The organism is Clostridia bacterium, from assembly GCA_017554615.1.
GTDB lineage: Bacteria > Bacillota > Clostridia > UMGS1840 > HGM11507 > SIG450.
Genome location: JAFZHY010000010.1, coordinates 22941 through 44587, shown reverse-complemented (window position 1 = coordinate 44587; position 21647 = coordinate 22941). Strand labels below are relative to the sequence as shown.

At 33.4% G+C, this 21647-nt stretch carries 17 protein-coding genes and 2 tRNA genes; 14 read left to right on the top strand and 5 right to left on the bottom strand.

Going from position 1 to position 21647, the window contains the following annotated elements; genetic code table 11:
- From IKZ35_02250 to IKZ35_02225, 6 genes are all read left to right on the top strand, one after another.
- Window positions 1-670 (top strand): N-acetylmuramoyl-L-alanine amidase (locus tag IKZ35_02250; protein MBR4892784.1); only part of this gene is annotated, 670 nt, incomplete at its 5' end.
- Window positions 671-685: 15 nt separating this feature from the next.
- Window positions 686-1057, top strand: a complete 372-nt coding sequence (locus IKZ35_02245; protein ID MBR4892783.1) for a hypothetical protein — start codon at window positions 686-688, stop codon at window positions 1055-1057.
- A complete protein-coding gene (locus tag IKZ35_02240) occupies window positions 1054-1257 on the top strand; it encodes a hypothetical protein (protein ID MBR4892782.1) in 204 nt (67 codons plus the stop codon). The genes IKZ35_02245 and IKZ35_02240 overlap by 4 nt, the downstream gene beginning before the upstream one ends.
- Window positions 1250-1558 carry a hypothetical protein gene (locus tag IKZ35_02235; protein MBR4892781.1) on the top strand — a complete coding sequence of 103 codons (309 nt, stop codon included), beginning with the start codon at window positions 1250-1252 and terminating at the stop codon, window positions 1556-1558. Before IKZ35_02240 ends, IKZ35_02235 begins: the two co-directional genes overlap by 8 nt.
- 21 nt (window positions 1559-1579) lie before the next feature.
- The gene (locus IKZ35_02230; protein MBR4892780.1) at window positions 1580-2737 is read left to right on the top strand and encodes a hypothetical protein; all 1158 of its coding nucleotides are present in this window, start codon (window positions 1580-1582) and stop codon (window positions 2735-2737) included.
- 11 nt (window positions 2738-2748) lie between these two features.
- A complete protein-coding gene (locus IKZ35_02225) occupies window positions 2749-10041 on the top strand; it encodes a hypothetical protein (GenBank protein ID MBR4892779.1) in 7293 nt (2430 codons plus the stop codon).
- Between the two features lie 199 nt (window positions 10042-10240).
- On the opposite strand, the gene IKZ35_02220 is transcribed toward IKZ35_02225, so the two are convergent.
- Together IKZ35_02220 and IKZ35_02215 are read right to left on the bottom strand one after the other, a co-directional pair.
- Window positions 10241-10331, bottom strand: a tRNA-Ser gene (locus IKZ35_02220).
- Between the two features lie 67 nt (window positions 10332-10398).
- Window positions 10399-10485, bottom strand: a tRNA-Ser gene (locus IKZ35_02215).
- A gap of 172 nt (window positions 10486-10657) precedes the next feature.
- Here IKZ35_02215 and IKZ35_02210 point away from each other — a divergent pair.
- The 3 genes from IKZ35_02210 (at window position 10658) to IKZ35_02200 (ending at window position 15993) form a co-directional block, all read left to right on the top strand.
- On the top strand, window positions 10658-11482 hold the full coding sequence (locus tag IKZ35_02210) for a helix-turn-helix domain-containing protein (GenBank protein MBR4892778.1): 825 nt from the start codon (window positions 10658-10660) through the stop codon (window positions 11480-11482).
- Window positions 11483-11508: 26 nt separating this feature from the next.
- The gene (gene hydF, locus IKZ35_02205) at window positions 11509-12693 is read left to right on the top strand and encodes a [FeFe] hydrogenase H-cluster maturation GTPase HydF (GenBank protein MBR4892777.1); all 1185 of its coding nucleotides are present in this window, start codon (window positions 11509-11511) and stop codon (window positions 12691-12693) included.
- Between the two features lie 276 nt (window positions 12694-12969).
- Window positions 12970-15993 (top strand): hypothetical protein, encoded by a 3024-nt coding sequence (locus tag IKZ35_02200; protein ID MBR4892776.1) that lies wholly within the window; start codon window positions 12970-12972, stop codon window positions 15991-15993.
- Between the two features lie 57 nt (window positions 15994-16050).
- Here IKZ35_02200 and IKZ35_02195 read toward each other — a convergent pair whose 3' ends face one another.
- From IKZ35_02195 to IKZ35_02185, 3 genes are read right to left on the bottom strand one after another with little or no spacing between them, the layout of a single operon-like run.
- Window positions 16051-16293 carry a hypothetical protein gene (locus IKZ35_02195; GenBank protein MBR4892775.1) on the bottom strand — a complete coding sequence of 81 codons (243 nt, stop codon included), beginning with the start codon at window positions 16291-16293 and terminating at the stop codon, window positions 16051-16053.
- On the bottom strand, window positions 16271-16609 hold the full coding sequence (locus IKZ35_02190; GenBank protein ID MBR4892774.1) for a hypothetical protein: 339 nt from the start codon (window positions 16607-16609) through the stop codon (window positions 16271-16273). The genes IKZ35_02195 and IKZ35_02190 overlap by 23 nt, the downstream gene beginning before the upstream one ends.
- 9 nt (window positions 16610-16618) lie before the next feature.
- On the bottom strand, window positions 16619-16825 hold the full coding sequence (locus IKZ35_02185) for a hypothetical protein (GenBank protein MBR4892773.1): 207 nt from the start codon (window positions 16823-16825) through the stop codon (window positions 16619-16621).
- Between the two features lie 145 nt (window positions 16826-16970).
- Here IKZ35_02185 and IKZ35_02180 point away from each other — a divergent pair, with 145 nt between their 5' ends.
- Genes IKZ35_02180 through IKZ35_02160 form a run of 5 tightly spaced genes read left to right on the top strand, consistent with a single transcriptional unit; the run spans window position 16971 to window position 21646 of the window.
- The gene (locus tag IKZ35_02180; protein MBR4892772.1) at window positions 16971-18056 is read left to right on the top strand and encodes an Ldh family oxidoreductase; all 1086 of its coding nucleotides are present in this window, start codon (window positions 16971-16973) and stop codon (window positions 18054-18056) included.
- Between the two features lie 24 nt (window positions 18057-18080).
- The gene (locus IKZ35_02175; protein MBR4892771.1) at window positions 18081-19253 is read left to right on the top strand and encodes an NAD-dependent malic enzyme; all 1173 of its coding nucleotides are present in this window, start codon (window positions 18081-18083) and stop codon (window positions 19251-19253) included.
- A gap of 31 nt (window positions 19254-19284) precedes the next feature.
- Window positions 19285-19941 (top strand): hypothetical protein, encoded by a 657-nt coding sequence (locus IKZ35_02170; protein MBR4892770.1) that lies wholly within the window; start codon window positions 19285-19287, stop codon window positions 19939-19941.
- 56 nt (window positions 19942-19997) lie between these two features.
- Window positions 19998-21098, top strand: coding sequence for a DegT/DnrJ/EryC1/StrS aminotransferase family protein (locus tag IKZ35_02165; GenBank protein ID MBR4892769.1), 1101 nt, complete (start codon window positions 19998-20000; stop codon window positions 21096-21098).
- A 2-nt stretch (window positions 21099-21100) separates the two neighbouring features.
- On the top strand, window positions 21101-21646 hold the full coding sequence (locus IKZ35_02160) for a hypothetical protein (GenBank protein MBR4892768.1): 546 nt from the start codon (window positions 21101-21103) through the stop codon (window positions 21644-21646).
- Window position 21647 lies beyond the last annotated feature (1 nt).

Genomic DNA, 21647 nt, shown 5'->3' with positions numbered 1-21647 from the left:
AGAGGCTAATCATACAAATTTCAAAAAGGGAAGAAGCGAGAAAATAAAATACATAGTTATCCATTATACAGCAAATAACGGTGATACTGCCAAAGATAATATAGACTATTATTCCAATACTCCCAACCTTTCATCTTCTGCGCATTATTTTGTAGATGAAAAAGAAATATGTAAGTCAGTAGAAGAAAAGGATACTGCATGGCACTGTGGAAGCAAAGTATATAAGCATAATAAATGCAGAAATTCTAACAGTATAGGAATTGAGATGTGTTCTCGATATAACGGTAATTTAAGGAATGATAAAAAAATAGGGAATGTTAATTTTGGTAATTATTATTTTAAACGTGAGACTGTTTTAAATGCTGTTTTGTTTACAAAAGAACTGATGAAACAATATGGTATTTCTGCAGAGAATGTTATAAGACATTATGATGTTACCGGGAAAAACTGTCCCGCGCCATTTGTTGAAAATGATGAATTATGGAAGGAGTTTAAAACTATGTTAAACAATATTTCTTCGGCCAATGATATAGACTATGCTCTTAAATGGAAATATGGAATAAGTTTTGACAGTGTGGAAAATGAAAAGGAATTTATAAATCTTTTAGACATTGAAAAAAAGAAAAACAGTAAATTATACTGGGTTTTCCATAAACTTGCGAATAAGTAAAGAGGGGTACTGAAAATGGAAAATGAAGTAATGCATAAGTTAGGTGAAATTGAAAGCAGCCTTAAATCAGCGCATAAAAGAATTGATGAAATGAAGGAAGTTGTCAATAGCATATATTCTCTTACAGAAGCAATTCACTCATTAAAAGAAAGCACTGATAAGATGAACGAAAAGATGGAAAAACTTGAAGAAAAAACACATCAGACTCCACCTTGCCAGCATACACACGACTTTGAAAATATGAAAAATTCAATAACTAAGAACACAGATGATATTGAAGAAATTAAATCAAAACCGGGCAAACGCTGGGAACTGGTAATAACTAGCCTTCTTACCTCAATTATAGCGGCAATAGGCGGATATATAGCAGGGGTGTTTTTAAAATGAAAAAAGGTTTATTTTCCAAACTGGTTGTAGCGTTTGTAATAATAGCAAACACTTGCTTTACAATTGGAGTTTTATATTTATTTAAAAAAACAAATTCAGAACCTGTTGCTTTAATTGGTGCATGGTTTGGTTTTACAACTGTGGAGTTATGGCAACTTGCAAAAATAAAGATACAAGGAAGTAGGAAAGAAAATGAATAAATTACATAATATTATTTTAATAATTTTATCTCTAGTTGGTATTATCTTTTTCGTAATAAACGAAAGAAAAAATATAAAAGAATGGTTGCTTTATGCAGTTATTGAGGCGGAAAAGAATTTAGGCTCAAAAATGGGACAACTTAAATTAAGACAAGTATATGATGAATTTATATATGCATTCCCTTTTGTTTCGAAAATACTGCCATTTTCTCTTTTCTCGAAGATGATAGATAATGCTTTGGTAGAAATGAAAGCACAAATAGAAAAAAATGTGAAACTTAAAGAATATGTTAACAGTTAGTAATGAAAGGGTGTTGAAATTATGACAACATTTAATGCTTATGGACCTGAAAATAATAAAAAGAAGCAAAGTAATTTGATTGTTGGTGCTAATAAACTAAAGGATAGTTCTTTGAATTATAAACCTGTTACCTCATCTTTAGGCTCTGTCCCCGCGACAGAGCCTAAAGAAGAATTTTATGGGGAAAACACGTTACAAAAAATTAACAGTATGCATAATGACGGATATGATGCATACAAAAATTTAGTAAATCAGCAGGTTGAGGGTACAGTATCTTCTTTGAACAAGAACAGGAGAAATATTGAAAACAGTTATAAAGATGCTTATAAATCTCTTGTAAAGGATAAAGATAACAACTTAAGAGATTTGCCCGAAACAATGGCAAAACTCGGACTGTATGGAAATGGAGCAGGAGAGACTGCTGTTTCTAACATAACTTCTGAATACAGTCAACAACTAAAATCTCTTATGGAGGCAAAAAATAATGCTGTTTATGACCTGGATAGTCAGATAGAAAATGTTAAGCAACAGGGTGCACAGCAAATTGCACAGTATTATAGTAGTTTGATGCAAAATAAACCTGCAGAATTTCTACAACTTCTAAACCTTAAATTTGGAGAAAAACAGTATAACGATAATATGGACTGGCAGAAAAAACAATGGGACTACAATGTTGAACAAAACAACAAGCAGTGGGAATATCAAGTAAATAAAGATAATGAAGCAAATACATTAACAAAAGCACAACTTGCCGCATCAGCGGGAAATTACAATCCATACTTAGACCTTGGAATAGTAACTGAAGACGGAAAGACTTTTAACGAAAATATATATAAACAAAGTTTTATGCCAAAGAATTCAGGTGGAAGTGGCTCGGGAAATGAAACTGTTAATAAACAACTGCTTAAAAGCCGTATCGATACAGATATTTCTCATTGGCTCTATTCCCCAGAGAATATAAATGGAGATGGTTATTTCTATAATGGATGGGATGAAAACACTAATCCTATATATGCTGCACGTGATAAAATAAATCATGGCCCTACCATAAGATATATTAAAGATGCTTTAATTGAATCAGGTTATACATCTAAAGAGGCTGATGAAAAGATTAAAGAGTATGTTAAAAATATTAATGAACAGATTCTTAAAATAGAAGGCAAAAATAAAGAAGAATAAAGGTGATTTTGATGGCTAATGTTTTTGTTGAAAGAGCTAAAAAAAATGAAATTTACGACTGGGATAAAAAGAAAAAAACTATAATTGAAAATAAGGAATCAAAGTCAAAGTTTAATAATTTAGGTGTGCAGGGTAAAAATTCTCCTGCTTTGGTAACAGTGCCGAAAACAACTGATGTAAATTTTGATATAACACAAGGCCCGAGAAACAATGTGGCATATCAGAAACAGTTTATAATAAAAGCCAATGAGGATAAAAAAAGAGATGAATATAACCAAAAAAGAGCGTATAATCCCTCTCTTCCCGAATTTGGCAGTTTTGAATACTATACCGAACAGGAAAAAGAAGTAGGGCAAAAACTTGATAGTTTCTTAAGTTCTCAAACAAAATCAAATAATCCGAGAGCATTCAGGGAAAGAGGATTGTCAAAGCCTTACAATGAAGTGGATATAACCAAAGAACAGGCAGAAAGTATTGCAAAAGAATACGGAAATATACTTATTGAACTTGCAAAGCATACAAAAGGTGTTAATCTTAATGAAGACGGAAGCATAGACTTTCAGTCGGGAATAGAGGAAAACAGGTCTCTTGCCTTTAAATTTGACAAACTGAATGATTATTATAAATGGGCAGGAAAACAAAATCCACACAGTCATAGAGGATATGTTATTCCTGAATACAGAGAAAAATCAAAAGAAACAACAGGTCAAATCCAATTGCATCAAAGTAAATCAGATGCATATAAATATGCCGAAAAACATTATGATAATACATATAATGATAACTTGGGCGGATGGATAGCAGGTAACTACAGAACAGGCGACATAAATGAAAGAATAGGCAAAGCAGGTTATAAAGCATTTGCAAATAAAACGGACGATATGGAAGCAGTCGAAGTATATCAAAAACTTCAGGATAACATTGTAAATAACAGTAAAGCAACATTTAATAATGAAAATTCCGAATTCAAACAAAGCGTTGCATCCATATCCGGATATGCGCCTCAGTTTATCAATCAGACAATTGCACAAATACCTGGTGCAATTGTCGGCGGACTTATAGGTTATGCAGTCGGCAACGTTGTAGAAGGTGTCAGAATAGGCTCTGCTGCAACAAGCGGACTTTATATGTATGAACAAACTGCAGGTCAGGAATATGTTAAAAACCTTCAGGAAAATAAGCTTGATATAAATGATGCAAAAGTTCTTGCAAATAATACTGCTGTTGCATCAGGTCTTGTTGAATTCGGTCTTGAGTGGGGACTTAGCAAATTGTGGAAAGGCGGAAAAGCAGTTAAAAATGTTATAACCAAAACAGGTAAAGAAGTTATAGAAGAACCTGTTAAAGACACTGCGTCAAAAATAGTTAAAGGACTTGTAAAAAGAGGCATGTCGGAAAAAGGTGCAAAAATTGCAGTAGAATCTGCAAAAAATGTCGGCAAACTGTTTTTAAATTCATTTGGCGAAGGCTCGGAAGAATGGCTTCAGTCAGGAATGGAAATAACATCTTCCAAATATGCAAAACAAGGCAAAATTTTAAATGTTTTTGAAATCTTTGAAAAAAGTCTTGATTTCTCCCATTATACAAAAGAAGAACTCGGTATGATGAATGACAGCTTTAAAGCAGGTATGGTTATAGGTATCTTCTCAGGCGGAGTAAAAGCGGCAACTTTTGGCACTGCAAACAAAATTGCAGAAACGGTAAATAACAAAGATATGGGAAATACTATAAAAGATTTGTCGTTCTCGGGAGAAGTTATTAAAAAAGCAGTGGATTATGCTAAAACAAGCGGTGTGGAAGAAAATATCCGTCTTGCCTCACAAATAGAGGAAAAAGATATAAAAGATATATCCTCTGAAACTTTAGGAAAACTTGCAAAAAATGCTATAAAAGACGGAGTTAATATTTTCAAATTAAACGAAACAACTGCAGAGAATAATTCAACATCCGTAGAATTATCTAAGGATATATCTGAATATCCATACGATATGCAAACTGTTATAAAGGATTATGTAGAATATGGAAATCCTCGTATAAGAGAATTTATAAATAATGTTATTCAGGGTACTGCTGGAAAAAGAATTTACTTAGAAAATGTAACGAGTAGGGCAGTTGGAAAAATAAAAGAATTACTTAATTTAAATGTGGAAAATTATAAAGTGTCATTAGATAAGAATATTGTTGAACATATTATCAAAAGGCATGGGAAAGACGGTCTTGCCGATAAAAGTATGGCAGATATATCAGATTTTGAACGAATTCAATATGTTCTTAATAACTTTGATAATATTGAGTATGGTGGAAAATCCAGTGCCTTTACAACTATAGATGAGAATGGTAATACAAGATTGGCTGACACAGTAATTTATTCAAAAAAAATAAATGGTACTTTTTATGTTGTACAGGCAGTTCCAGAGACAAAAAACAAAACTTTAAGAATAGTGAGTGCTTATATAAATAAAAATGGAGTATCGCAGGTCTCCAATAGTATAACTCCTGAAGAAACGTCCAAAACGCCCACTGCAAATACTCCTATTAATAACAGTTTATCACAACCTGATAATACTGTCAATAATAGTTATATGCAAAATTCTCAAAACGATACCGAAACAAGAAAGATTATATCTTCGCTCTCCAGAGTAATGGGCGGTGCAGTTATTTCTGAAACTAACATTAAAGCATTAATAGCAAATCCGGAAATTTTTGAAATCTATTCAGGCGTTGAAATTAAAGGTAATGCTGAGACTACTATAAGGAATTATTTAGAAACTAAAAGAAAAGAAAATTCCCGAGCAAATTCTATTATCGCTGCCATATCAGATAAGACAGGCCTTGCATTTGAATATGATGTAACTCTTCCTGTAGAAATTGCAGGATTCTATGATGCCCGAAACAAAAAAATAGTGTTAAATCCTGCACATAAAAAAGCGCTTGATTATGCTGTTGTGCATGAACTTACTCACTTTGTAGAAAACAAAAAAGGATATGGCGCATATCGTAAGAGTCTCTTAAAGTCAAATGCCTATCAGGAATTTCTTATTGAAAATAATTATGCTGATGAAAAAGAATTCAGAACCCAACTGGAAAAAGATTATAAAGAAGTATATAGCAATCTTTCAAAAGAAGAATTTAATGAAGCGATAGATTATGAAATTGCAGGTAAGATAAGTGAGTATCTTATAAACTCTGAACCTGCCGCTTTAAAACGCCTGGCCAATAAAGATACAGGTATAAAAGCGGTGTTCCGTGATATTATGGAATTCTTTGAAGAAATAATCCATAAATTAAGCGGAAACAGTGAAAAAGCCTATGCTATGAAAATGGCAAGAAAGTTCAGAGAACTTGCAGGGGATAATGATGTTGTAAAAGGTAAGGATTATATTAGATATTCTATCCATAATATTAAAGGCTTTGGTGATATAGTTTTCCTTGATAAAAAACTGATAAATGCAAGTAGTTTTAATTCGCACAAAGAGGCTATAAAAAAATTTTTTGTAGATAATCTCAAAGATAAAGAAATTACTATTTTAGAAAGTAAGGACGTTGTAAATATTGACCAAATTGGCAAATATTTATATCCAGGAGAAAAAGTAGAAAGATACAGTGAAAAGTTAACTGCGATAGAAATATTGAGCGATATAGTGAAAATAGGGAGAAATAAAAAACATTCAAAGGATTTAATAGTAGATGGAAAAATAAAAAATCATGCTGGATATGACGCATCTAATGGATGGGATTATTATGAAACCCATTTTTGTTTAGATAATACGGGAATAGTGTATGGAGGAACGGTTGTCGTAAGAAAAAGCAAAAATGGCAAAGATTATTTTTATGATTTAAATAATATAAGAGAGGTTGGCTATCAGGACGAGTTGAAAAACTATCCTGTAAAATACGGCCAAACCTCTCTTGAAGACAATATACCACATAAGAAACCTATTGTCAATAATAATTCTATGCAAGATACAAAAAAATATTCCATAACAAAAGATTCTGGCACATCAGAATCTAAAACGGTTGAGAAATTCGAAGCACAAAATAGAACGATGCTTATTTCCCGAAACGACAGTGTTTCTAAAATTGAAGATATAAGACATAAGGTATCGCAAAAGATTTTTAAAGAGTTTTCTATCCCGGTTAACCAAAGAACCGAATTGAAATCTTTAATAAATTCTGCACTTAAGAAAGTGGAGCAGGGAAACACTCCTTCTGACGTTATAACAAGTTCCTTATTTAATCTCCTTGAAAAAAATTCAAAGGTTGTTGACGACAGTATATATAATGAGTATAAAGAATTAAAAGAACTTATTAAAACAACAAAACTTCATTTTTCCGAAGAGGTAAGAAGAGACTTTCCGGAAGCAGAAAGTTTTAGAAGGGCCAATATGGGTAGATTGTTACTTAATCATAATGAGGGTAGGGGAATAGATGATTTTTATCAGGAATTATGTAATTCATACCCAGATGTATTTTCAGATGAAGTTATAAACTCTGCAGACCAGTTAAGAGAAATTTCTGATGTTATAAAATCTATATCAAAGGAAAATATGTCTGTAATTGAAGCTGGAGAAAAGGAAGGTTTGACACGAGAATATTTTGAAGGTATTTTAAAGTCTGCTTTTGATGAATATTTTATCTCTAACTTTGAAAATGAGGTAAGAAAAGGTTCAGATAAAATTACTAACAAGCAGAAACATAAATATATTGAATTAAAATCAGGAAGACCTTACAGCGAACTTACCGAACTTGAAATGAATGATTATAATTCAAAACTAAATAAAGAAATTGAAAATTTCAAGAATGATAAGGATATTGACACTGTTGAAAAGATTTTAAACATGGTGGACAAAAAAAGTAATAATATCATTGATACAACCGAATACATAGAACTTTTTGAGGATGTTCCCGATATTGATAGTTACACTCTTGAGAACTTCCAAACAGTTCCTGCACAGTTTATAAAAGGTAATCAATTGGGAATGACTTTTGACGGCAAGGATATATATAGAAATAATGATATGGTTTCAAATAAATCCAAAGTGGTAAGAAATTGGCTTGGCAACTTAATTGAAAGACCTTTGGAAGATGCTAAAGGAGATTATGTTGACAGGCTTAAGGATAAAGTTAACTATGTTTATAATACGATAGTTAAGGATTTAGGTATTAAAATGGGTTCAAAAGAGTCTGCAGCAGTTCAGTGGTATGGAGAAGGAGTGAAACCACAAAAGAAAGGTACCCCTGTTTCTTATACTCTTCAGGATTTAAAGACGGAATTTCCTGAAAAATGGGAAGATATTGTTAAGGCGGATAAGTTGCTTCGCAAAATGTATAACGATTACATAGACGAAATTAACACAGTTTTAAAACAAATATATCCTAATGTAGAGAAAGATGTTGAAAAATTACAAAAATCTATTGACACTCTTAATGAAAAGAAGGATAGCCTTGATAAAGAAACCAGGAAAAAAGCCAATGAAAAGATTAAAGAACTTGAAGAAAGAATAGATAATTTATACACAAATAGGCGTTTGAGACCAAGAAAGGATTATTATAGACATTTTCAGGAACAAGGTGGGGGTGTATCATCCCTAATGAATATATTAAAAACTGATATTCAAATATCTCCTGATTTAATTAAAATTTCTGAAAATACAAAACCTTTAACCAAATGGTGGGGAGCATTACAACATAGACAAGGCGATAAAAATTATAAGGCTGACGGTGTTGGTGCGATTTTAAATTATATTCCAAATGCAGAATATAAAATTAATATAGAACCATTTATAGGACATATGAGAAAAGTTATCAATTCTTTTATAAAAGATACAACTTTAACAAAAAATGCTAACGGATATATTCAATTCCTTATAGAGTGGACAAATGACTTGGCAGGTAAAACCAATGCCTCAGATAGAAGTGTTCAGAATAAATTATCAAGAAAAATAATGAATGTTGTTGGATGGGTAGGAGGCAGAGCCAGGGCAAATGCTATTGTTGGTAATTTGAGAACTGCAGTTGTTCAAGTATTCAATCTTCCAAATGCTGCAATGTATATCAAGAATCCATTAGACTGGGGAAATGGTATTAAAACTATGGTCCTTGATATAAAGAGTGGAAACAACATTATAAATCAAAGTGTATTTTTAAAAGAAAGATATCTTGATGACGTTTTTTCTAAATTTAAAAAAGGCATTAAATACACACCTGCGAAACTTTGTAATTTAATGCTTACTGCAGGGGATAAAGCGGCAACAACTTATATATGGTATTCTGCTTACTCTGAGGGAGTTAGAAAAAAACTTGAAAACCCTGTTCTCTATGCTGACAGGACAACAAGACGTTCTGTAGCAGGTAGAGGAATTGGCGAACTTCCTCTTATGCAAAAGAGTAAAGTTATCCAGGCAATAGCACCGTTCCAGGTTGAGGTAGCAAACACATGGGAGATAATGAAAGAAAAAGGCAAACAAGGAGATTTAATTGCATTTTTGCTTTATTCTGCATCTGCATGGGCGCTTAATTCTCTCGCCGAATTGGTTTTTGGTGATAAAGTTATTCCTGACATTGTAGATATAATATCAGATATGATAGATAAGTTTAAAGATGACGAACCAATTCATAAGAATATTGGTCAGGCGACGCTTCGTGCGAGTGGAGGAATTATGTCTTCAATGCCTTATGCAAGTGTAATTGCTTCTGCAGTCATTCCTGATGAGGAGCTAAGAGGCGAAATATTCGGCGATGATGACCCTTCGAGATATGGAGTAGGCGTATTTGGTTTGGAACAAATAACAAATATGGTTGCGAAAACAATTGCAGGAACTATCGAAGAAGATGATATTGTTGATTTTGCTGCTTCCTATTTACTTCCGTATGGTGGCAAACAAATTGCAAGAACATATAAAGGGGTTAAGGATATATCTGCAGGAGGCTCGTATACGAATAAGGGGCAGTTGAGATTTCCTATTACTACAGCTGGGGATAAAACAAAAACACTTATGTTTGGTGCATATTCAACTAAAAAGGGTCAGGAATATCTTGAGAAACTCAAACCTTTAGGAGATAAGCAGACAAAGATTTTTAAACAAATGCTTAATCTTCATAATGGTAGAAAATATCAAGATGAAATTTTCTATACCTTTAAAGGTTATTCGGAATATAAGAAACAACTCGGGAAAACTATACTTAGCAAAAAGGAAAGAGAAAAGTATGTAAATACTATGAGTCCTCTTCATGATATGCCTGATTCGCAACATATAAGAGTTTGGTTTATCAATAATGTTGATAGTCAGGAAAAAAACAAATAAATTTAAAAGGATGCAAGAAAAATTGCATCCTTTTTTACACTCTACTTTTCAAAGTTATATTATTTTTTATTTTGACACCAAATTTGACACCGAATAATATGTATTTTTATGATATTTTATGAAATTATTTGTTGCTTGGAAAAACAATTAAAAGCCTTGATACAACTGTGTTTTACTGTCATATCAAGGCTTTTAATTATGGCGGAGAAGGAGGGATTTGAACCCTCGCGCCGGTTTCCCGACCTACACCCTTAGCAGGGGCGCCTCTTCGGCCTCTTGAGTACTTCTCCATAACCGAAAAAAATTGTTTATTAAATTGTAGTGGACAGGTTAAAAAACCTGCCCATCACATTTATCTGGCAGAGAGGAAGAGATTCGAACTCTTGGCACTTTCGTGTCACTGGTTTTCAAGACCAGCTCCTTAAACCACTCGGACACCTCTCCATATCAGCAGAACTGATTATAACAAATATATAAATCTTTGTCAACCTTTTTTTATATTTTTTTATTACAAATTTAATATTTGCACATTTTTGACATTTATACTATTGTCATATTAAAATTGTTATGCTAAAATTTGCTTATCAAAATATTTTTTTATCGGTGGTGATAAAGAATGGAAAAACAAAACATAAAAACATATGTGGTAATAAAATACAAATATGAGAAGCAGACTAATAATACAAATGTTCATTCTCATAATTTTTATCAGCTTATGTACATTGCGTCAGGCGAGGGGAATGTTATAATCAAAGAAGACCTTTTAAATGTTAAAAAAGGGGATGTTGTGTTTATAGAGCCTAATGTTAAACACGGAGTTGACCTTAACACAAGTAATATTACCACTTATGAAATAAAGTTTGACATTCTTGATGAAGAAATTGATGCGATAGCGCGTACAATAGGGGTAATTCACTACGAAGAGGATAATAAAATAAAAAACCTTATTTTAAAAATAATTGACGAGTGTAAGGAACTTAGGCCTTATTATAAAAAAAGCGTTGAAAACTTTATATCACAGATAATAATATATCTTACCCGTCAGAAAAGCCTTATGGAAGAAGACGAAGAAAAAATGCTTGTTTCTTATGAGCGTCATTCTTCTTTAGCATCTAAGATAAAGGCGTATATTGATTTTAACTATTCTAAAAAAGTGTCTCTCATAGACCTGGCTGATATGTTCTTAGTATCCCAATCTCACTTATGCAGGGAATTTTCAAAAAACTTTGGACTTTCGCCTATTAAATATTTAAATAACTTAAGAATAGAAAAAGCAAAGGAACTTTTATCAATAAGCGATTATTCGATAGGGGAGATTGCTTATAAAGTGGGTTTTAATGATATTCATTATTTTAGCAGATATTTTAATAAACAGGAAAATGTAAGCCCTGCCAAGTACAGAAAAACAATAAGAGATGTGCTGGTATTTACGGTTACATAGTATAAAAACAGTAAACAGGTGGTTTTATGAACAATACTCCAAATTCATTAAGAAAACATATAGGTATTTTCGGAGATACCAATTCGGGAAAATCTCAACTATTTAATAAAATTATAAATCAGCCCCTTGCAGTAGTTTCTGACCAGGAAGGAACAACGACAGATCCAGTAAAAAAAGCGATGGAACTTATTGGTTTTGGCCCAGTTGTGTTTATTGACACTGCAGGTACAAATGATACTACCACTTTAGGCAAGGAAAGAAACAAAAAAACATATGACATTTTAAATCAGGTGGACTTTGGTATAATAGTTGTTGACTTTAAAAACTATAATGAGAAAACTTATAAAACCCTAAAAGAAAATTTAGAAAAAAATAATACTGAGTTTTTAACCGTTATCTCTAAATCAGATTTATTAGATAGTTGCGAAAAGCAGGATGCAATAACAAAATTTAAAAATGCTTATTTTGTTTCATCATTTGATGAAGAAAGCGTTGATAAATTAAAAGAAGTTCTCATACTTAAACTTAAAGAGGAAAAAAAGGAAGACGGACTACTTTCAGGACTTGTAAATAAAGATGATAATATAGTGCTGGTTATTCCTGTTGATTCAGAAGCGCCGGAGGGAAGACTTATACTTCCTCAGGTGCAGACTATAAGAAGTTGCCTTGATATTGGTGCGTACTGCCATATATGCAACGAAAATAATTTAGAAAATCTTTTAAATAAAATAAAGGCTGAGCTTGTTATTACCGATTCACAAGCATTTAAAAAAGTTAATGAAATTGTGCCAAAAAATTTAAGGCTTACATCCTTTTCAATGCTTCTTGCAAGACAAAAGGGAGATTTTGAAACCTTATTTAAAAGTGCACAAGCGATAGACAGCCTTAAAGACGGAGACTTTGTTTTAATAAGCGAGGTATGTACTCATAACACTTCTCACGAGGATATTGCAAGAGTTAAAATTCCAAATCTATTAAAAAAGAAAACAGGAAAAGAAATTAACTTTGAATTTTCATCAGGCTTTTCTTTCCCCGAAGATTTAGAAAAATACTCTCTTATTATTCATTGCGGAGGCTGTATGATAACTAAAAAAGCAATGGAATCAAGAATAAAAACGGTTAAAGAAAAAAGAATTCCTATAACTAATTTTGGTGTTATATTAGCATATCTTACAGGGGCATATGAAAGGCAGAAATTTTATTTTCAGTAAATATTTAACTAAAATTTTACAAAATACAAACAAGATTTATACATTTATTACAAAAAATGCTTGATTTTTGAAAAATTTTGTGCTAATCTTAACTTGAACGCGTTTTTTATTTAGGATAAACGCGTATTTTTGCCATATTCGGCATTATATGTAAGGTCGGAAAATTCCGACAATAACTTTCAATTTAATCTTTATAAATATCAGGGCGAAAGAGGCGGCCGCGCAAACTTCAAATATGCGAAACAGTTTCTTAATAAATCAGTATGGAGGAAAACCATGAAAAGATTTTTTTGTTTAATTTTAACACTGGCACTAATCTTATCAACTTTACCGTTTGGGGGTGTAATGGCTGCTGCAACTCCAATATACGAGTATTCTTTTGAGAATGTTGCTTCCAGACTTGGTGATTGGGCATATTTTGGTGCTGCAAACGCAAATACTGCATATGTAACAAATGAAGAAGCATATGACGGAAACAGCAGTGTATATTTAGTTGACACTTCTGAAAGTGGCGCGTACGGTATTGGATCGCCTGCAATCAACGTAACAGGTGGACAGTCTTACACTGTAAGCGGATATTTTAATATTTTAAGTGGTAAACTAACAGTTTATGTAAAATATTTTAACGGTTCAACTCAGGTTGGGGTTATGTCTTTCGCTCCATCACCAAAAGGTGGATGGTATCCAGGATGGAGTATGGTAACAGTTCCTGCAAATGCAACTTCAATGAGAGTTCAGGTAGTATTTGACTCAACAATCGTTGGTGAAGCATATATAGATAAAATGGAAGTTTATCCTGGCGAATTTGAACCAGAAATTCCAGATGTAGAATTTATAGCACCTGCACAGCAGGCACCAGTGGATGCAGATATTGTAAAACCTGTTGACGGAAAACTTCAGTATAAAACATATAACAGCCAGGGAGATAAAATGTCTGACTTCTCTTATGCAGGTTTTTATGGTGGAGAATATGAACTTCCTGTTACTGAAAACCTTGATGTGGCAGCAACTGTTCAGGCAAGAGGCAACCAGTTAGATGATACTGCAAATATTCAGGCTGCGATTGATACTGCTACTCAGTTATATAAGCAGGACGGTAAGATGCGTGTTGTAAAACTTAAGGCAGGAAGATATTATATAGGCTCAACAATTAATCTTAAGAGCGGGGTTGTGCTTTCCGGTGAAGGTCAGGGCCCTACAGGTACAGTTCTTTATGCTAATAATGCAGCATCATATGTTATGATCAGTATTCTTGGTGCATGGCAAAATGATATAGCCGCAGATTATTATATAACAGATAGTTATGTTAAATCAGGAAGCAGAACTTTTAATCTAAGCGCTGCAAATGCAGCTAAATTATCAGTTGGGCAGAAAATCACTATAACCCAGCCTTCTACTGAAGCATGGTCAGAAGCATTAGGTATGTCAGGAATTAAGAACAATAATGGCGGAGATGCTTCATGGGACGGACAATATATCAATAACGGTACATATTATGTTCCTGAATTTACAATCTATACTGAAAGAACTATAACTGCTATTGACGGAACACAGATTACAGTTGATTTTCCTTTCTATGTTCCAATTAATACAAGTTTAACACCTACATATATAAGAGCACATCAACCTACTGTAGTACAGGCAACAGATATCGGTGTGGAAAATATGAGATTTGAATCTTACTATAACGGAACACCTACTGACGAAGCTCATGCTAAATCAGCAATCGAAGTTAAATATGCTGAAAATGTATTCGTAAGAGATGTAACAGGTAAACATTTCTACTACAGTGTAGTTGACTTATATGAAGGTTCAAAACAGATAACAGTAAGAAACTGCTCATCTTTAGAACCTATTTCCAAAATGGCAGGGGACAGAAGATATCCTTTCCATGTTACAGGTGGTAACAACAAGGCTACTCAGCAGATATTATTCACAGGTTGTTATTCTAACGACGCAAGACATGACTATGCTACAAGTAAAACAATAACAGGTCCTATAGCATATGTTGATAATATTGCAGACAGTGCTAACTTTGCTTCTGAAACTCACTATGCGTGGTCAACAGGGGTTCTTTATGATAATGTTTATCAGGTACCTAACTCATCTTACGGTATGATTGCTGTAGCAAACCGTGGTTACTATGGTACAGATGCATCTCACGGATGGTCTGCTGTTGGTTGTGTAGTATGGAATTCACTTGCATCTACAATTATTTCTCATAAACCACCGCTAACATATCAGAACTTTGCAGTTGGTATCTGGGGAAATTATACAGACACAGCTGCATCTTCTGCTAAAGCTGCAAACATTGCAACATATCAGGCTGCATACAAATATGTAGGCTCAAACGGACAGGAAGTAGGTCCTACTGCTGCTAACTTTGCAACATCTAATAATACATCTATCGTAGGTGATTCATACAAAGAATCAGTTACAGGTGCAGTTAACCCAAGATCATTATTTAAAGCACAGTTATCAGAAAGATATACAGGAACTATAAATAACGCAAGAGCAAATGCTCCTATTCTTATAGATCCTAAACCAGATAAAGAAACTGATGAAAATCAGGTTAAAATTTCAGGTATCTACCAGCTTGGAGCAACTAAAGTTACAATTTATATAGACAACGTTCCATATAATGCTCCATTAGATCCAACAACAAATAAATTTGAATATACTGCTACTTTAGCAGACGGTGTTCATAAAATCTATGCAACTCAGACAATTGACGGATATGAAGGATGTAAATCTGCAGACAGATTTGTTATTGTAAATAAAGTATACGATAACCACGAATATTTACAGAGTGTATATTCTATGGATAAAGTTACAATGCTTAACAATGACACAAGACTTACATATGACGATTACCAGAACTATGAAGAAGTTGACTTTACTAAGTTAGCAATCGAATATACAAGTCCATTCTCAGGCGTAGCAACTGCTGGCGACCCTATAACAGTAAAGAGCCAGGAAGGCAGACTTAGCATTACAACTCCATACGCAGCACTTGCAACAAGACTTTCAACATACCCAGGTTACAGAATTAAAGAATACGGCGTTGTATTCTCTTCGTCTTCATCAAATGCTACAATAGGTAATTGTGATGAACAAGTTCAGGGAGCAATCGCTCTTACAGACTTCTATGCATACGGAGTATTATTCCACAATTTAAGATTACAAAAACAGTATTATATCAGACCATATGCTATATACGAAGATATCAAAAATCCTGAAAATGCAGGGGAAGAATATGTAGTATACGGTGCTGCATCAGGTTACAATATTACTGAATAATTAAAAAACCAAATTAAAAAGCCAAGTGTTTTTACACTTGGCTTTTTTGTATAGTTATCACTTGATAAATAATAATGCAACAAGCACCATAAGAAGCATATTATCCTGACAGTCTTCGTTATAGAGTAAAAACAAAAGTCCTAAAATAAGTAAGTCTTCATTGTTTATTCCTGAAAATAAATTCCTGGAAGTATTTTGTTTTTTACAGGGTTTTACATTACAGTTATCATTTATTATTTCTTTTGGAATAAGTTTTTCTTCATTTTTTTTAACTGGTTCACTCTGATATGTCTGATACATTACTAACATCCTTTAACTTAAAATCACCGGCAATATTTATAAGCCTTATAAGCCTTATTGCCAAATCAATATTTCCTGCTCTTTTTTCTTTAAGATACGGTCTTATGGAATTAAGCAGGTCTATTCGGTTATCCTGCCTGTTAAACCCCTGCATCACTCTGCCCATAAGGGACATCATTTCCTCCCCGAATATATCCTGATTAGTGTTTGTTGATTTATTTGACCCTAATAACTCTGCTACCCCCTGAATTTTATCTCTTGATTCAGGGTTTGAAAACATATCCGTAATGGAAGAGAGTAAATCATTGCTATCCATATATTCCTCCTATATACCGGACTTAAAATTTTTCACAAATTCTCTTAAATCCGGGTCGTCTACCTTATCAGGATTTATATTTTTTAAAATACCCTTAAGGGAATCTTTATCCATATCCTTGATTTTTGCCATAAGTTCTTCTTTTTGTTTATCTGAGAGCATAGAATTGATTTTATTTTTTGCTCTGTTAAAAACTGTTTCGTTAATATTATTCATAAAAAACTCCCCCCTTGGTTTATAATTATGTATCAGGGTATCTTAAAATGATTAAAAAGGCAAAAAATGTTCTTAATAGGTGTTGAAACTTTCATTTTAAAGTGATATAATTAAAAAAAATATGATTAAAAAAGGGTGGTTTAAAATGGCATATGTAAATTTAGATGCTAAAATTGTTAGAAAATACTGTGAAGATGTATTTGAAAAAAGAGGTTTTACAGCTGAAGAAAGTAAAACTATTGTTGATGTTTTACTTACAGCAGACCTTTACGGAATAGAATCTCACGGTATTCAGAGACTTATCCGTTATCATAAAGCTATTGAAGAAGGTTCAATAGCAGTTGATGCTAAACCTGAGTTAGTATTTGAAACTCCTATTTCTGCAGTTTTTGATGCTCCTAAATCAATGGGTCAGGTTGTTGGTAAAATGGGTATGGAACTTGCTATTAAAAAAGCAAAAGAGCATGGTATAGGCGCAGTTGTTGTAAGAGGTTCTAACCACTACGGTATCGCAGGTTACTATACAAAGATGGCTGCTGATAATGACCTTCTTGGTATCTGTATGACAAATACTGAAGCTATCGCTATTCCTACATACGGTAAAAAAGCAATGCTTGGTACAAGCCCTATCGCAGTTTGTATGCCTGCCGACCCTGTTGACTTCTGGTATGACGTTGCTACAACAGTTGTTACAAGAGGTAAACTTGAAGTTTATAATAAAAAAGAAGCTCCTCTTCCTCAGGGATGGGCTGCTGACGAAAACGGTGCTGACTGTGACGAAGCATCAAGAGTTCTTAAAAACATTATCGGTAAACTTGGCGGAGGTATTTTCCCTCTTGGCGGATGCACAGAAGAAAGCGGTTCTCACAAAGGTTACGGTTTAGGAATCATTGTTGAAATGTTTACTTCTATTTTCGCAGGTGGAACAACTTCTCCACACGTTAAAAACAGTGGTAATGCTGATACTTCATTCTGTTTCTGGGCAATCGATTACGGAATGTTTGGAGATAAGAAAGAAATCAAAGACCGTATGAGCCTTCTTCTAAAAGAATTAAGAGAAAGCCCTAAAGCAGACGGACATGACAGAATTTTCACTCACGGTGAAAAAGAAGTTGAATCTATGGCTGAAAAATTAGTTACAGGTATTCCTGCTAACGAAAAAACTATTGCAGAACTTAAAGAAATCGGTCAGGTTGTTGGGTTAGATTACGATGCATATTTCAATGCGTAAAATAATAAAAAGGATGGTTTTATAATGGATATTAAAGAAAGAGCACTTAAAGCCCACGAAGAATGGGCAGGTAAAATTGAAGTTATATCAAGAGCAAAAGTAGAAAATAAAGACGATTTATCAGTTGCATACACACCAGGTGTTGCTGAGCCTTGTCTAAAAATTTCTGAAGATGTATCTTTATCTTATAAATATACCCGTCGTTCCAATATGGTTGCAGTTATAACAGACGGTACTGCTGTATTAGGCTTAGGCGATATCGGCCCTGAAGCAGGTATGCCTGTTATGGAAGGTAAATGTGTATTATTCAAAGCATTTGCTGATGTTGACGCTTTTCCTCTATGTGTAAGAACAAAAGATGTTGACGAAATTGTATTTATTGTTGAAAAACTTGCAGGTTCATTTGGCGGAGTTAACTTAGAAGATATTTCTGCTCCTCGTTGTTTTGAAATCGAAAAGAAATTAAAGGAAAAATGCGATATTCCGATTTTCCACGATGACCAGCACGGAACAGCAGTTGTTACACTTGCTGCTATGATGAATGCGCTAAAATATGTTAAAAAAGATATTTCCAAGATAGAAGTTGTTGTTAACGGTTCTGGTGCTGCCGGTATCGCTATTACAAAACTTCTTATGAGCATGGGTCTTAAAAAGGTTATCCTTTGCGATACAAAGGGTGCTATTTATAAGGGAAGAGATAATCTTAACCCTATTAAAGCAGAAATGGCTGAAATTTCTAACCTTGAACTTAAAAAAGGCAGTTTAGAAGATGTTATCGTTGGCGCAGACGTATTTATCGGCGTTTCTGCTCCAGGAAGTTTAACACCTGAAATGGTTAAAACAATGGCAAAAGACCCTATCGTATTTGCTATGGCTAACCCTACACCTGAAATTATGCCTGACCTTGCAAAAGAAGCAGGAGTTAAAATTATGGGTACAGGAAGAAGCGACTTCCCTAACCAGATTAACAATGTTCTTGCATTCCCTGGTATATTCAGAGGTGCTTTTGACGCTAAAGCAACAGATATCAATGACGAAATGAAAATTGCTGCTGCAACAGCGATTGCTAACATTATTAAAGAAGAAGAAATTACTCCTGAATATGTTATCCCTGCAGCATTTGACGAAAGAGTTGCCCCTGCAGTTGCAAAAGCAGTTGCCGAAGCAGCAAGAAAAACAGGAGTTTGCAGAGATTAGTTTTAATAATTGCAAAGTTTGAGGTGTTTTTATGCATAAAGTATTTGCTAACAGCGAAGTTCCAAAGGGTACTTATATTTGCTTAAACTGTGGCACAGAGCAGGTTATAGAAGAAAAGGATATTCTTCTTTCTTGCCCTGAGTGCGGTATGGAAGAATATAAGGCAACAATTATTATGGAAATTACGCCTGAAGAACTTAAAAAGAAATTTATAGAATGTATAAAACTTCTTGCAATCAGTTGTTATCTTTTTGAAAAAAAGAAGATAAATGAGTTTTTAAATGTTATGGCAATTAACCTTCGTATGCTTTTATGCGACGGAGAAAATTCTCTTCTTCCAAAAATTCTAGGAGAGCCTTTATTCCACAAAGGAAGAATATCTTTTGAAGATAATGTTATTCATCCTGATTCTCTCTTTTCTTTAGAGGATAAACTTACTTTGGATGCATTTTTGTATCAGACAGTTATAAAAAGAGAGGGCAGCCGTTCGGTTACTGTGGGTAAGATGATAAAGGCAGTTGCAAATAAATGCGGAGGCGCACATATAGACACCGAACTTTCAGAAGACTTTTATCTTGCTTCATCTGTGAGTAAATATTACTTTATTGTTATAGCAAAGTATGTTATTAAAATGGCAGGATATGATTATGATAAAATAATCAGTGAATTTTTAAATAACATAGGATAATTTATGAGGGGTTGAAGTAGCATTACTGTCAACCCCTTTAATTTACAGGAGACAAAATGAAAATAGAAATTTCAAAACCCTTGTTTTTTGGCGATGAGGGAAAATATATACAAGACGCACTTGATAAATGCCAGATTTCATATAAAGGCGACAATATAGATAAGATGACTACAATGCTTAAAGATGCAACAGATATGCCATATGCTCTGCTTCTTGCAAATGGTACTGCAGGAATTCATCTTGCCTTAAAAGCACTTGATGTATCAGATTCTGATATTGTTTTTTGCCCTACACTTACATACTGCGGAACTATATATCCGATTATTTATGAAAGAGCAATTCCTGTGTTTATCGACTGTAAGGAAGATGGCACAATGGACGAAGAGTGTTTAAAAAAAACATTTGAAAAGTATAAGGATAATTTGCCAAAATGTGTTATGGCAGTTGATACTTACGGTGCCTCTTTCGATTATGATGCTATAAGAGAAATATGCGATTTGTACAGCGTTCCTCTTATTTCAGACAGTGCAGAATCTTTAGGCGGAATGTATAAGGACAAAAAATGCGGGTCTTACGGGGATATATCAGTTATATCCTTTAGTTATTCCAAGATAGTTACTACATCTATGGGTGGCGCAGTTTTAACACGAAACGAAAGTTTTTATGAAAAGATGAAATATCTTGCCAATCAGGCAAAAGCAAAATCAACTGCATATATTCATAAAGAGGTTGGCTACAATTATCTTATGAGTAATATTAACGCAGGGCTTGGGGTAAGCCAGTTAAAAAGGCTTGATTTTTTACTTGACAGAAAAAGAGAAATATTTAATACCTATAAAAAAGGTTTTTCTAACTTAAAGGGTGTAAAACTTATATCCGATAAAGAAGGCTCTTCCTATTGGCAAAACGGTATTATTTTAGAAAATGGTAAAGCAGAATTTGTTACCGATAAAATGATTGAAATGGGAATAGAAGTAAGGCGTGGGTTTAACCCTATGCATACTCAGGAAGCATTTAATTCATTTGATTATATAACTATAAATAATGTTTCCGAAGATTTATTTAGAAAAACTGTTCTTCTTCCGTCAGGAAACGGAACGACAAATGAGGAACTTAAATTTATTATTGATTCACTAACGAGCATTATAGGAGGATAAATATGGACACAGTAGTTGAAAACAGACGAGGAATAATTGCCACAGCCATTTTAAATCATCTTCTTTGTGCTGTGCTTAGTATTTTACTTTATCTTATAGTTTTTTCATGGGCGATTGAAAGATGGGAATATGCAACAGTTATATTCTCGGTTGCAACAAGTATATATTATATGTCAAGAGTGTATGCGTACACATTTGATCAGCCGAAACTTGATAAGATATTAAAGAAAAAATATGATTATCTTATGCCTCTTAAAATTGGCGGAGCATCAGGTCTTATAATTTTTATAATATCTGCAACTCATTTTCTTATATACTCGCTAAATGCAAAGATAGGTACAATTTTTGGCATAATAGCAAGGTTTTTAAACTTTCCTTTTGTTTATTTTTTCCACGGATATGACGGAAAGGGTTTTAACTTTTTAATGGTTATAATTATAAGTATCTTGCCGATTATAGTATCTTATATTGCATATATTTTAAGCGTAAAAGACTGGTCTTTAACAAAGGTACACGATAATATAGTATACGAAAAAAGAAAGAAATAAT